At 65.9% G+C, this 12,967-nt stretch carries 13 protein-coding genes; 6 read left to right on the plus strand and 7 right to left on the minus strand.

Features of this window, described 5'->3' with window-relative positions; all coding sequences use genetic code 11:
• Nucleotides 1-10: 10 nt before the first annotated feature.
• Nucleotides 11-700, minus strand: a complete 690-nt coding sequence (locus A5699_RS22920; RefSeq protein ID WP_067774300.1) for a DUF3043 domain-containing protein — start codon at nucleotides 698-700, stop codon at nucleotides 11-13.
• A 181-nt stretch (nucleotides 701-881) separates the two neighbouring features.
• Here A5699_RS22920 and A5699_RS22925 point away from each other — a divergent pair, with 181 nt between their 5' ends.
• Nucleotides 882-1,238 (plus strand): iron-sulfur cluster assembly accessory protein, encoded by a 357-nt coding sequence (locus A5699_RS22925; RefSeq protein WP_067774303.1) that lies wholly within the window; start codon nucleotides 882-884, stop codon nucleotides 1,236-1,238.
• Between the two features lie 20 nt (nucleotides 1,239-1,258).
• Here A5699_RS22925 and A5699_RS22930 read toward each other — a convergent pair whose 3' ends face one another.
• Nucleotides 1,259-1,882 carry a hypothetical protein gene (locus A5699_RS22930; RefSeq protein ID WP_067774306.1) on the minus strand — a complete coding sequence of 208 codons (624 nt, stop codon included), beginning with the start codon at nucleotides 1,880-1,882 and terminating at the stop codon, nucleotides 1,259-1,261.
• Nucleotides 1,883-2,053: 171 nt separating this feature from the next.
• Between A5699_RS22930 and A5699_RS22935 the strand changes: the two genes are divergently transcribed.
• On the plus strand, nucleotides 2,054-3,031 hold the full coding sequence (locus tag A5699_RS22935; protein WP_067774438.1) for a carbohydrate kinase family protein: 978 nt from the start codon (nucleotides 2,054-2,056) through the stop codon (nucleotides 3,029-3,031).
• A 39-nt stretch (nucleotides 3,032-3,070) separates the two neighbouring features.
• Here A5699_RS22935 and asnB read toward each other — a convergent pair whose 3' ends face one another.
• On the minus strand, nucleotides 3,071-4,981 hold the full coding sequence (gene asnB / locus A5699_RS22940; protein WP_369806757.1) for an asparagine synthase (glutamine-hydrolyzing): 1,911 nt from the start codon (nucleotides 4,979-4,981) through the stop codon (nucleotides 3,071-3,073).
• Nucleotides 4,982-5,228: 247 nt separating this feature from the next.
• On the opposite strand from asnB, the gene A5699_RS22945 reads away from it, so the two are divergent.
• The 4 genes from A5699_RS22945 (at nucleotide 5,229) to A5699_RS22960 (ending at nucleotide 8,346) form a co-directional block, all read left to right on the plus strand.
• Entirely contained in the window at nucleotides 5,229-6,266 is a 1,038-nt protein-coding gene (locus A5699_RS22945; protein WP_067774312.1) for a cytochrome c oxidase subunit II, read from the plus strand.
• Nucleotides 6,267-6,278: 12 nt separating this feature from the next.
• Nucleotides 6,279-6,698: a cytochrome c oxidase subunit 4 gene (locus A5699_RS22950; protein WP_067774315.1), complete on the plus strand. Its 420-nt coding sequence runs from the start codon at nucleotides 6,279-6,281 to the stop codon at nucleotides 6,696-6,698.
• A gap of 185 nt (nucleotides 6,699-6,883) precedes the next feature.
• A complete protein-coding gene (locus tag A5699_RS22955) occupies nucleotides 6,884-7,765 on the plus strand; it encodes an MmpS family transport accessory protein (protein WP_067774318.1) in 882 nt (293 codons plus the stop codon).
• Nucleotides 7,765-8,346, plus strand: a complete 582-nt coding sequence (locus tag A5699_RS22960) for a DUF2561 family protein (protein ID WP_067774321.1) — start codon at nucleotides 7,765-7,767, stop codon at nucleotides 8,344-8,346. Before A5699_RS22955 ends, A5699_RS22960 begins: the two co-directional genes overlap by 1 nt.
• 303 nt (nucleotides 8,347-8,649) lie before the next feature.
• Here A5699_RS22960 and A5699_RS22965 read toward each other — a convergent pair whose 3' ends face one another.
• The 4 genes from A5699_RS22965 to A5699_RS22980 are packed head-to-tail and all read right to left on the minus strand — an operon-like array spanning nucleotide 8,650 to nucleotide 12,966.
• Nucleotides 8,650-10,287 carry a cytochrome bc complex cytochrome b subunit gene (locus A5699_RS22965; RefSeq protein ID WP_067774324.1) on the minus strand — a complete coding sequence of 546 codons (1,638 nt, stop codon included), beginning with the start codon at nucleotides 10,285-10,287 and terminating at the stop codon, nucleotides 8,650-8,652.
• On the minus strand, nucleotides 10,284-11,471 hold the full coding sequence (locus A5699_RS22970; RefSeq protein WP_197508372.1) for a ubiquinol-cytochrome c reductase iron-sulfur subunit: 1,188 nt from the start codon (nucleotides 11,469-11,471) through the stop codon (nucleotides 10,284-10,286). The genes A5699_RS22965 and A5699_RS22970 overlap by 4 nt, the downstream gene beginning before the upstream one ends.
• A gap of 29 nt (nucleotides 11,472-11,500) precedes the next feature.
• On the minus strand, nucleotides 11,501-12,334 hold the full coding sequence (locus A5699_RS22975; protein ID WP_067774330.1) for a c-type cytochrome: 834 nt from the start codon (nucleotides 12,332-12,334) through the stop codon (nucleotides 11,501-11,503).
• Between the two features lie 20 nt (nucleotides 12,335-12,354).
• Nucleotides 12,355-12,966 (minus strand): heme-copper oxidase subunit III, encoded by a 612-nt coding sequence (locus A5699_RS22980; protein WP_003885537.1) that lies wholly within the window; start codon nucleotides 12,964-12,966, stop codon nucleotides 12,355-12,357.
• Nucleotide 12,967 lies beyond the last annotated feature (1 nt).

The following is a 12,967-nucleotide window of genomic DNA, read 5'->3' on the forward strand; positions in this document are numbered from 1 at the left end:
CCAACGGCCATCAAGAGATCTTGTCGCCGCGGTTGACCATCGGTCGCGGCGCGCGCATGCGGCGCAGCTGCGACGCCCGGCTGGCCGCGTAAAGCCCGAGTTTGAAACCACTTTCGGTGTTGTCGGGGAACTTCTCGTCCACCATGCGGTTGACCTTGCGGCCCACGATCAGCCCGTCGATGAGCATGATGACCACCAGGATCAGCATGGCGTAGGACAGGATCTGCTGGAACTTCAGCGAGGGCAGCGCGAGCATGAAGAAGATCATCGCCAGCGCGGCCGGCATGAACAGGCCCAGCACGTTGCGACGGGCGTCGACGATGTTGCGGACATAGCGGCGCACCGGGCCCTTGTCCCGCGGCAGCAGATAGGCCTCGTCGCCGGCCATCATCTTCTCGCGGCGGTCGGCCATGTCGGCGCGACGGGTGATCCGCTCGATCTTGCGCTCTTCCTTCGACAGCTTGGGCCCACGCAGTTCCTTGCGACGCTGCCGCGCCTCGGCGGCGGTCAGGGGAGCGGGGGCAACCGGCCCGCGTCGCTTGGTGGCCTCGCTGCGTTTGGGTGTCGGCCTGCCCTTGGGCGCGGTGCCGCCTGCCGACGACGATGATGCGGAAGTCGATTCGGCGGACACGGTGCCCGTGACCTCGTCGGTCCCGGCAGGTTCGCCTTCGTTGTCCTTCTTACGGCCCAGCAGCTTCACGCCAGCCAGGTTACTGCCCGTGGAATGTGTGCTGGCCACATGCCCCGGCCTGTGGATAAGTCGGGAATAGCGGCGGAACAAGGTACCGTTGAGGTAGTAGACGCGCGGTTTCCTCCACGTGTTTGCGACGTACTTCAGCTGTACCGGCATCAGAGATGCCCAGGGATGCTTAGGGAGAGCTATGACTGTTCAGGACGCCACCTCCACCGAGACCCACGGTGTGACCCTGACGGACGCCGCGGCGTCGAAGGCGAAGGCGCTGCTGGACCAGGAAGGCCGCGACGACCTCGCGCTGCGTATCGCGGTGCAGCCGGGCGGCTGTGCCGGCCTGCGCTACAACCTGTTCTTCGACGACCGGACGCTCGACGGTGATCTGACCGCCGAGTTCGGCGGCGTCAATCTGACCGTCGACCGGATGAGCGCTCCGTACGTGCAGGGCGCCACCATCGACTTCGTCGACTCGATCGAGAAGCAGGGCTTCACGATCGACAACCCCAACGCCACCGGCTCCTGCGCCTGCGGCGACTCCTTCAACTGACGTGAGCTGACAACCGGCGGTCAGTACTGACCGCCGGTCCGCAGCACGTACGAGCACACCAGCACCTGCTCGTTCTTTCCGTCTCTCTGTACCAGCAGCTGCGCCACGCCCTGTTGTTCCTCGTCCATGGGGCGCTGCCCGCGTGCCGATCCGCTGGCCGGGGCCACCTTCATGGTGAACAGCACCTGCGCCTGCGTGGTGGACCACGGCACGTTTTTGTCGATGCCGGTCACCTCGACGTGGCTGAACTGCTTGCGGAAAGCGTCGCTGGCCAGGCCGGCCACCGCGAGATCTGCCTTGCGGTCCTTCACCCCGTCGTACAGCCCGCACAACGTGTGGCGCGCGATGGTTTCGTCATCCCCTTCGACCAGGGCGTCTAGATATTCCTGGATCGCCGCCTGAGCTTTGGCGTCCGAGACCGCCTCCGGCGCCGCAGAACCGCCGCCTCGTGAGGTCAACACCGCGATCAGCACGCCTGCCAGCGCGACCACCGCCAGCACTGCCGCCAGGATTTTGGGCCACCGACGCCTGGGGTATGGAACTGGCGGCGGCATCGTCCCCGGGTAGACCGGAGGAACGGACGGTATCTGCTCGGGATACTGCTGGGGCGGAATGTGCTCGGGGTACTGGTATGAACCAGTCATCTATGGGCGCTCCCGCGTGATCTGGAGGTGGGTCAGCCGTCTACGGTGACCGGGAATACGGTTATACGCAGGTTAGCGCAACCCGAAAAGTGCGACCGTGGCTCAGACTGGCCACCGGGCTGCGTGAGTAGGGTTTATGTAGCCGACTTAACAAAATGAAGGGTGACATTCGTGACCATCGCAGTGACCGGATCCATCGCGACCGACCATCTGATGCGGTTCCCGGGGAAGTTCTCCGAGCAGCTGCTGGCTGACCACCTGCAGAAGGTGTCGCTGAGCTTCCTGGTCGACGATCTGGTGATCCACCGTGGCGGTGTCGCGGGCAACATGGCGTTCGCGATCGGCGCGCTCGGCGGCGATGTCGCCCTCGTCGGTGCGGCCGGGCAGGATTTCGACGAATACCGGACCTGGCTTCAGAACGCGGGCGTGGACTGCGGCAGCGTGCTGATCTCCGAGACCGCCTACACCGCACGTTTCGTCTGCACCACCGATGAGGACATGGCCCAGATCGCCTCGTTCTACCCGGGTGCGATGTCTGAGGCGCGCAACATCTCCCTGGCCGCGCTGGTCGAGCGGATCGGCACGCCGGAGCTGGTGATCATCGGCGCCAACGACCCCGAGGCGATGTTCCTGCACACCGAGGAGTGCCGGAAGCTCGGGCTGGCCTTCGCCGCCGACCCGTCCCAGCAGCTGGCCCGGCTTTCGGGTGAGGAAATCCGCAAGCTCATCAACGGCGCGGCCTACCTGTTCACCAACGATTACGAGTGGGACCTGCTGCTGCAGAAGTCCGGGTGGAGTGAGGCGCAGGTGATGAGCCAGATCGGTATGCGCGTGACCACCCTGGGCGCCAAGGGCGTCGACCTGGTCAGCTCCGACGGCACGTTCGTGCACGTCGACGTGGTGCCGGAGAAGCATCAGGCCGACCCCACCGGCATCGGCGACGCGTTCCGTGCCGGCTTCCTGACCGGGCGCAGTGCCGGGTTGGGTCTGGAGCGCTCCGCCCAGCTGGCCTCCCTGGTGGCGGTACTGGTGCTGGAGGCGACGGGCCCGCAGGAATGGACCTGGGACGCCGCCGAGGCGGTGCAGCGGCTGTCCGACGCCTACGGTGCCGAGGCCGGTGCCGAGATCGGCAAGGCGCTGGCCGGCTGACCCGGCCCCGGTCAGAGCCGGGCCGGACCGTCGGCCCGGCTACAGCTGGACCGGATAGTGCGGTTCCTTGATCTGGGGGGTCACGCTGTGCTCGACGAAGATGGCGTGCCACAGCATGAAGATCAACACCGTCCACAGCCGGCGGCTGTGATCGCTGACGCCGCTGCGGTGCTCATCGAGCATGGTGCGCACCGCAGCCAAGTCGACATACTGGCCGGCTCCCGACGAGGCCGTCATCGCATAGGCCCAGTCCATCAGCTCACCGGCGCGCAACCAGTGCCGGATCGGCACCGGGAAGCCGAGTTTGGGCCGGTTCAACACATGCGCCGGGACGATCGGTTCCAGCGCGCGCCGCAATGCGTACTTGGTGGTCGATCGGGTGATCTTCTGATCGACCGGTAGCCGCGAGGCCACCGCGAACACCTCGGGATCCAGGAACGGCACCCGCAACTCCAGCGAGTTGGCCATGGTCATCTTGTCGGCCTTGACCAGGATGTCGCCCCGCAGCCAGGTGAACAGGTCGATGTGCTGCATGCGGGCCACCGGATCCCAGCCCTGCGACGCGCCGTACACGGGGGCGGTGACGTCGGTGTGCGTCCAGTCGGGCCGGAACCGCGGCAGCACCGCGCGCAACTGGTCGTCGGAGAAACTGCGGGCGTTGCCGTAGTAGCGCTCCTCCAGTGTCAGCGAGCCGCGGTGCAGCAGGCTCTTGCCGCGCATCCCTTCCGGCAGCGGCTTGGACGCCCTGCCCAGCGACTTGCGCACCGGCCGGGGGAGATAGTCGAAAGGCTTGAGCGACAACGGTTCCCGATAGATCGTGTAGCCGCCGAACAACTCGTCGGCGCCCTCACCGGACAGCACCACCTTCACGTGCTTACGCGCCTCACGGGCGATGAAGAACAGCGGCACCAACGCCGGGTCGGCCACCGGCTCGTCGAGGTACCACACGATCTCGGGCAGCGCCTCGACGAACTCCGCGGCGCTGACGACCTTGGTGACGTGCCGGGCGCCGATCGCTTCCGCCGACGCCACCGCCACGTCGACCTCGGAGAAGCCCTCGCGCTCGAATCCGGTGGTGAACGTGATCAGCCGGGGGTTGTGGCGCATCGCCAACGCGGCGATCGCCGTCGAGTCGATCCCGCCGGACAGGAACGCACCGACCGTCACGTCGGCCCGCATGTGCTTGGCGACGGAATCCTCCAGCGCGGCGGTGATCTCGTCGTAGCGGGACTGCTCGGCGCCCTTGACGAACGGCACGGCGTTGAACTTCGGGACGAAATAGCGCGTCACCTCGGGGCGCCCACCGGGTTTCAACCGCGCGTAACTACCGGACTCCAACCGGCGGATCCCGCGGTGCAGCGTCTCGGGTTCGGGCACGTACTGCAGCACGGTGTAGTGCTGCACGGCCCGCTCGTCGATGCCCAGGTCGAGCCCCAGCAGGCCGGCCAGGTCCAGCAGGCACTTCTTCTCGCTGCCAACCGCGGTCCCGCCCGGGCCGGTGGCCAGGTACAGCGGTTTGATGCCGAAGGGGTCCCGAGCGCAGAACAACTCGCGCTCTTTCGTGTCCCACAGCGCGAACGCGAACATGCCACGCAGCCGGTGCAGCGCGTCGGGACCCCAATGGTGGTACGCCGCGACGATGGCCTCGCCGTCACCGTCGGTGTGAAACACCGCACCGTATTCGGCGGTCAACGTTTCGCGGAGTTCGAGGTAGTTGTAGATCTCGCCGTTGAACACCAGCACGTACCGGTCCGGCGCATCGACCGGGCCCCAGCGCAACGGTTGATGGCTATGGGCGATGTCGATGATCGACAGCCGGTTGAAGCCGAGCACCACGGTGCCGTCGGCGGAGCCGTCCGCTCCGGCGCCGGCCGGGTCCGCCCAGGTGCCCGGCTCGTCGGGACCGCGGTGACGCATCAGGTGCGAAGCGTTCGCCACGGCGTCGACCAGCCGCGATTCGGCTTCCGATACGGGGCTGGGGGAGGCGTCAGCCTGGGTCGAGTGGGAGGGGGCAGTTACCAAGGCGAGCAGTCCGCACACCGCGCCAGTATGTCTGATCCGACGGGTTCGGTAGACCACCACCCGCGCTGTTGCGCCAGTCGCTTCGCTCCCGTGTACGGGCGTGGTCTACGCTGCGTAGTATTCGCAAAACAACGACCGGTCGCGGTCGCGAAATACCGATCTAGGAGGCGCCAACGTGACACCTCGCGGGCTTAAGGCGGTGGCCCGAGCGGCGTTGTTGTCAATCGTCCTGGGTGGCTCGGCATTCTTGCTGAGCGGCTGCAGCTGGCAGGACGCACTCGCGCTCGGCTGGCCGACGGGTATCACCCCGGAGGGCAAACTCAACCGAGAGCTGTGGATCGGCTCCGTGATTGCGTCCTTCGTCGTGGGCGCCATCGTGTGGGCTCTGATCTTCTGGTCGAGTGCGTTCCACCGGAAGAAGAAGGGTGACACCGAGCTTCCGCGCCAGTTCGGCTACAACATGCCGCTCGAGCTGGCCCTGACGGTCATCCCGTTCCTCATCATCTCGGTGCTGTTCTACTTCACCGTGGTGGTCCAGGAGCGCATGCTGCACAAGGATCCCAACCCCGAGGTCGTCATCGACGTGACCGCCTTCCAGTGGAACTGGAAGTTCGGTTACCAGAAGATCGACTTCGCCGACGGGTCGTTCGACTACGACGGTGCCGATCCGGAGCGCAAGGCCGCGATGACCTCCAAGCCGGAGGGCAAGGACGAGCACGGTCACGAGCGCGTCGGCGCCGTGCGTGGCCTCAACCCCGAGGACCGCACCTACCTGAACTTCGACAAGATCGAGACGCTGGGCACCTCCAACGAGATCCCGGTTCTGGTGCTCCCGGTCGGCAAGCGCGTCGAATTCCAGCTCAACTCCGCGGACGTGATCCACGGCTTCTGGGTGCCGGAGTTCCTGTTCAAGCGTGACGTGATGCCCGAGCCGGTGGCCAACCACTCGGATCACATCTTCCAGGTCAGCAAGATCGAGCAGACCGGCGCGTTCGTCGGGCGCTGCACCGAGATGTGCGGCACCTACCACTCGATGATGAACTTCGAGGTCCGGGTCGTCGAGCCCAACGACTTCAAGGCCTACATCGATCAGCGCAGCGCGGGCAAGACCAATGCCGAGGCGTTGGCGGCAATCAACCAGCCGCCGCTGGCCATCACCACTCACCCGTTCGACACCCGACGCGGTGAGCAGGCACCGCAGGCGAGCAAGTAGGGGCTACACGCAATGCATATTGAAGCTCGACTGTTCGAGATCCTGACGGCGTTCTTCGCGTTGTCGGCGGTCGTGTACGGCGTGTTGACGGCGATGTTCGCCAATGGTGGCGTCGAGTGGGCCGGTACCACCGCCCTGGCGCTCACCACCGGTCTGACCCTGATCACCGGAACGTTCTTCCGCTTCGTGGCCCGTCGCCTCGACACCCGCCCCGAGGACTATGAGGACGCCGAGATCAGCGACGGCGCAGGCGAACTGGGCTTTTACTCGCCGCACAGCTGGTGGCCGATCCTGATCGCGCTGGCCTTCTCGGTCGTCGCGGTGGGCACCGCCCTGTGGCTGCCTTGGTTGATGGTGGCCGGCATCTGCCTGGTGCTGATGGCAGTCGGTGGCCTGGTCTTCGAGTACTACTGGGGTCCTGAGAAGCACTGACCCGTCCGACGACGTGCCGATTGTGGCCTGATCAAGGTCACAATCGGGTCGTCACTTCATCCGCCACCGGCAGCGCCGGACTGACCGGCCTCTCCCCGTTGGGTAATGTTGCCGGGGCGCTGTCACCAGCGAACGGCTCCGTTCGATCCGCGTGGCAGCGAAGTTGTCGAGAAGGATAGGCGTAGATGAGCGGGCCGAATCCCCCGGAACCGGGTGCCTCCGGTTCTGACGTGCCGGATCAGCAAGCCGGAAAGCATTCGGCACCCGAGGACGCAACACAGGTGTCGGGTGCCGACGCGGATGCCGGTGAGACGGAGTTCTACTCACAGGCGTACTCCGCGCCGGAGTCCGAGCAGTTCACCAGCGGGCCGTACGTGCCCGCCGACGTGGCGCTCTACGACTACGACGACTACGACCCGGCGACCGAACTCGTCGACACCGCCCCGCCGCCGCGCTGGCCGTGGGTGGTCGGTATCACGGCCATCATCGCAGCGGTGGCGCTCGTAGCCTCGGTGGCTGCGCTGGTGACCCGCGACAGCGAAACCGACAACCTCGCGACGCCCAAGCCCAGTACGACGACGTCGAGGCCGCCGGTGCAAGACGAGATCACCACCACCACACCGCCTCCGCCGCCGCCCCCGCCGACATCGGAGGAGCTGCCGCCTCCGCCGCCGCCCGAGACGGTGACCGTGACCGAGCCGCCGCCGCCTCCGCCGGCCCCGACCAGTGAGGCCCCGCCGCCGCCGGCTCCGAGTACGACGACGCCGCCGCCCACCACGACCACGACGCATGCCGGACCGCGTCAGGTCACGTATTCGGTGACGGGCACCAAGGCGCCGGGTGACATCATCACGATCACCTATGTCGACGGCAACGGAAACCGGCGCACGCTGCGCAACGTCTATATCCCGTGGACCTTCACAATGACGCCGATCTCCAATTCGGACGTGGGTTCGGTCGAGGCCTCCAGCCTCTTTCTGGTCAGCAGGCTGAACTGCTCGATCACGGCCAGTGACGGGACCGTGCTTTCCTCCAATGCCAACAATTCGGCACAGACAGCCTGCTGATGACCAGTCCGATCAGCGAACTCGAGAACACCGACCGGGTCTTGCTGGGCGCGTGCGCCGCGGTCTGGCTCGCTGCCCTGGGAGCCGGGGTGGCCGCGGTGGTCGCCCTCGTCGACTTGGGCCGAAGCCACCCACAAGGCTCCGAAGGTGCTGACACCCCGTGGGTGCTCTACACCGTGATCGGGTTGTCCGTGGTGGTCATCGCTGCGGCGGTGCCGCTGTTGCTGCGGGCGCGAGCCCAGGCCGACAACCGTCAGCCAGGACGACGACCGCAGCCACCGGCCCGCTCACCGCGTCCCATCGGTGGCAGTTATCGCGCCGCACCGGTCTCGATGAGCCGTTACGCCGCAGACAACGGTGCGCCGACCGCCGCGGCCGCGGTGGTGTGGCTGCGGTTCACCTTGGCGGTCACCTGCGCCCTGGGCATCGGGACCGCGGCCGTCGGGCTGGCCACCTACCTGATGGCCACCGGCAGCAATGCGCTGGCCTGGTGCCTCTACGGCCTGGTCGGTGTGGTCACCGCGGGCGTCGTGGCGCTGCTGATCGTGGCGCTGCGCGAGCTCGACCGTCTCTCGGCGTAGTTCTTTCTCAATTCTTTCTGCCCACATCCGGCGTTGCCGATCGCGGTGCGGCGGATCCGCCCAGCTGAGATCCAGGATCGCGTGAATTGCTCTGGCTGTTACCTCCCGTGAGGGTCCGGCAGCACCGAGATTGCACGCAGGGACAAGATCGTCGCCAATCTTGTCCCTGTCTGCAATCTCGGTGGACCGTCAGCCTTAGATCAGCCCGAGATCAGCCCTAGACCAATACCGGCACACCCCCATAAGACAATCGCCGCAACTCTCCGAAGAGAGCTGCGGCGATTGTTCAGGGTAGGGGAGTGGTCAGTGGTGACCGTTGGGCTTCCCGTTACCGTCCTGCTCCTGGTACTCCCGCAGTGCGGTGAGCGCCTTGTGCTCGGAGGCGTGGGCCGCCTCGGTGAGCGCATCGTGCTCGACGGCCGGATCGGCGAACAGGAAGCTGCCGGTACCGGGTGCACCACCCGAGCCGAGCTTGTTCATCCGCTTCGGCAGGGCAGCACCCTGGTACTCCAGCGGGATCGGGTGGCCGTGATCATCGACCGGTCCCAGCGGCTGGTGCAACTCGACGTACGCCCCGTGCGGCAGGCGCTTGATGATGCCCGTCTCGATGCCGTGCTCGAGCACCTCACGGTCACTGCGCTGCAGCGAAATGGCCCAGCGGTAGGCGATGTAGTACACGATGCCCGGCAGCACCACCATGCCGATACGACCGATCCAGGTGGTCGCATTCAGCGAGATGTGGAACTTCAAGGCGATGATGTCGTTCATCGCGGCCAGGGTCAGCACCATGTAGAACGCGATCGCCATGGCACCGATCGCCGTACGCACCGGAACGTCGCGCGGACGCTGCAGCAGGTTGTGGTGCGCGTCGTCGCCGGTGACCTTCTTCTCGATGAAGGGGTAGGCGATCAGCAGCGCGAACACGCCGCCCATGATCAACGCGACCCAGACCACCGCGGGGATGGTGTGGCCGAACGGGTAGAACTCCCAGGCCGGCCAGATACGCGCCAGACCCTCGGTCCACATCATGTAGAAGTCGGGCTGGCTACCGGCCGAGATCTGAGACGGCTTGTAGGGACCCAGATTCCAGATCGGGTTGATCGTCAGCAAGCCGCCCATCAGGCCGAGCACGCCGGTGATGATCGCGAAGAACGCACCCGACTTCACCGCGAACACCGGCATGACGCGCACACCGACCACGTTGGTCTCGGTGCGGCCGGGGCCGGGGAACTGGGTGTGCTTCTGGAACCACACCAGCGCCATGTGGGCACCGATGAGGGCCAGGATGATGCCCGGGATCAACAGGATGTGCAGGGCGTACAGGCGCGGGATCAGGATCTCGCCGGGGAAGTCCCCGCCGAACAGCGCCCAGTGCAGCCAGGTGCCGATGATCGGCATGCCCAGGGTGATCGACGACAGCGCGGCACGCAGACCGATACCGGACAGCAGATCGTCGGGCAGCGAGTAGCCGAAGTAACCCTCGAACATCGCCAGGATCAGCAGCAGCGAGCCGATCACCCAGTTGGCCTCACGCGGACGGCGGAACGCACCGGTGAAGAAGATGCGCGCCATGTGCACCATGATCGACGCGGCGAACATCAGTGCGGCCCAGTGGTGGATCTGGCGGACGAACAGACCGCCGCGCACCTCGAAGCTGATGTCGAGTGCGGACTCGTAGGCCCGCGACATCTGCACACCCCGAAGGGGTTGGTACACACCGTCGTAGGTGACGTGTGCCATCGACGGATCGAAGAACAGCGTCAGCCAGACACCGGTGATCAGCAGCACGATGAAGCTGTACAGCGCGATCTCACCCAGCAGGAAGGACCAGTGGGTGGGGAACACCTTGTTCAGCTGCCGGCGCACCGCCGCCGACGGATGGTAACGGGAATCGATCGCATCGCCTTGTGCGGCAGCGATCTTGGCAAGGTCAGGGCTCATGATTTGCGCTCCCAGAATGCCGGTCCGACGGGTTCGACGAAGTCGCCGTTGGCGACGAGGTAGCCGTCTTTGTCGATGGTGATGGGCAGCTGCGCCAACGCGCGCGCAGCCGGACCGAATATGGGCTTTGCGAAGTGCAACGCGTCGAACTGAGACTGGTGGCACGGGCAAAGGATGCGGTAGGTCTGCTGCTCGTACAGCGACGACGGGCAGCCCAGGTGCGAGCAGACCTTGGTGTAGGCGAACAGCTCACCAAAGTTGAAGCTCTCCTGGCCCTTCCGCTTGACCACGCGGGGCATGTCGGCCGGCTTGATGCGGATGAGCATCACCGGGTTACGCACACCCATGGCGATCTCGGTCAAGTGGTGCTCGGACTCGACGGTGGTGCCGTCGCCGTCAGACTCACGCCAGGGGAAGACGGTCTCCATGCCACCGGCATCGAGATCCTCGGGCCGCATCTTGACGAACGGCGACGAGCCGGGACGTCCGGTCGCGCGCGCCAGGTAGATGGTCTCGCCGTGGAATCGGGGCGTCCACCCCGAGGTCCACAACACGGCCTTCTTGCCTTCGGCGGTGGGCACGACGGGCTTCCACGGGTTCTTGATCAACCCGCCGATGAAGGCCACCAGGGTGCCGGCGCCGAACGCGCCCAGGCCGATGCCCAGCGACAGACCGATCAGCTTGCGGCGCTTGACGGTCGAGCCCTCCAGGGCGTCGGTCAGGTTGGCCGCGATGGTCTTGCGGTGCAGCTCGGGGGAGCGCCCGTCGTGACGCTCCTGGACCGAGATCTCCTCGGGGATGAACTTCTTCTGGAACAGCACCGCCCCCACGCCGATCGACAGGATCGACAGACCGAAGGTCAGGCCGTACAGCGGGGTGGCCAGCGTGTAGAGGAACTCACCTTCGGAACCGAAAGGCTTGTACTCCCACGGCCAGAACAGGAAGACCAGCAGCAGCGCCAGGCCCGAAAGCCCGCCCAGCAGAAGCCAGTACGCGACCATCCGTTCGGTGCGCTTCTCGGCCTTGGTGCCGGGAACCGGCCAGCGCGGCTCCTTGAAGATGGTCTCGACGCCGTCCATCTTGCCGCCGAGGTCGACGAGTTCCTCACGCGACATGTTCGCCAGTTCGGCGTCGGTGGGCTGCCCGGGCACACCGGTCTGACCCGGGGTGTCGGTGCCCTTCATATCACCCTTGTTGTTCGGGTCGTCCTGACTCATGCGCGTGCCCCGATCCACATGGCCACACCGATGGCGGCCACCATTCCGATAATCCACATCGCCATGCCTTCGGGAGCCGGCCCGAAGCCGCCGAGCCCGTAGCCGCCGTAGCTGGGCGTCTCGGCCGATTCGCGGACATAGGCGACGATGTCGCGCTTCTCTTCCGGCGACAACTGCCGGTCGGAGAACTTGGGCATGTTCTGCGGCCCGGTCAGCATCGCGGTATAGATCTGTTGCGGGTTCGCGTCCCCGAGGTCGGGGGCGTACTTACCGGAGGACAGCGCGCCGCCCTTGCCGGTGAAGTTGTGGCATGAGGCGCAGTTCAACCGGAACAGGTCGCCACCGCGGGCCACGTCGGACCCCATCAGGGACTCCTGGGCCACCGCGCCGTTCTCGTCGCGGATCACGGTCGGGCCGCCGCCGTTGGCCTGCACGAAGGCACCGAGCGCATCGATCTGCGACTCGTCGAAGTGCTCCGGCTTGGACGGTGCCTGGGCCTCACCACGCATCGCGGGCATACGTCCCGTCGACACCTGGAAGTACACCGCCGCCTCGCCGGTGCCGATCAGGCTGGGCCCGCGATCGGGCACACCCTGCAGGTTGGCGCCGTGGCACGAGACGCACGACGTGTCGAACAGTTGCTCACCCGTGCGCAGCAGCGCCGACTGCGATTCGTCGGCGACCGCAACCTGCGGTGTAGGTGTCAGCGTGGCCGCAACACCACCTGCGACTGACAGGCCGATCAACAGCAGCAGACCTGCTGACAATCGCCGGCGCAGCCGTCGGCGCGACTTGCTGGTCATCGAACCCCTTCTCATCGAGTCGATCATCGGACGCTTTGGCGAGCCGATCATCGGACAAAGTAGATGGTGGCGAACAGCGCAATCCAGACGATGTCGACGAAGTGCCAGTAGTACGAGACGACGATCGCTGCGGTGGCCTGCGCGGGCGTGAACTTACTCATCTTGGTGCGGGCCAGCAGCAGGATGAAGGCAACCAGACCGCCGATCACGTGCAGTCCGTGGAAACCGGTGGCCAGGTAGAAGACCGATCCGTAGGCACTGCCCGGGATGGTGGTGCCGTGCTCCACCAGGTGGATGTACTCGTATCCCTGGCCCAGTACGAAGAACAGGCCCATCAGGAACGTGATCACATACCACCGGCGCAGCCCGAACACGTCGCCGCGCTCGGCGGCGAACACGCCCATCTGGCAGGTGAAGGATGACGCGATCAGCACCAGCGTCACCGGTACGGCAAGGGCCAAATTGAGTTCGGTTGGCTCGGGCGGCCAGTCTCCACCAGCTTGGGCGCGCGCCGTGAAATACATCGCAAACAGTCCAGCAAAGAACATGAGTTCACTGGAAAGCCACACGATGGTGCCGACACTGACCATGTTCGGCCGGTTCAGCGAATGAACGCGCGACGTGATTGCCGTTCCCGAGGTACCTACAGCGCTCGTCACA

Origin of the sequence: Mycobacterium sp. E802 (assembly GCF_001666875.1) — a bacterium.
Lineage (GTDB): Bacteria > Actinomycetota > Actinomycetes > Mycobacteriales > Mycobacteriaceae > Mycobacterium.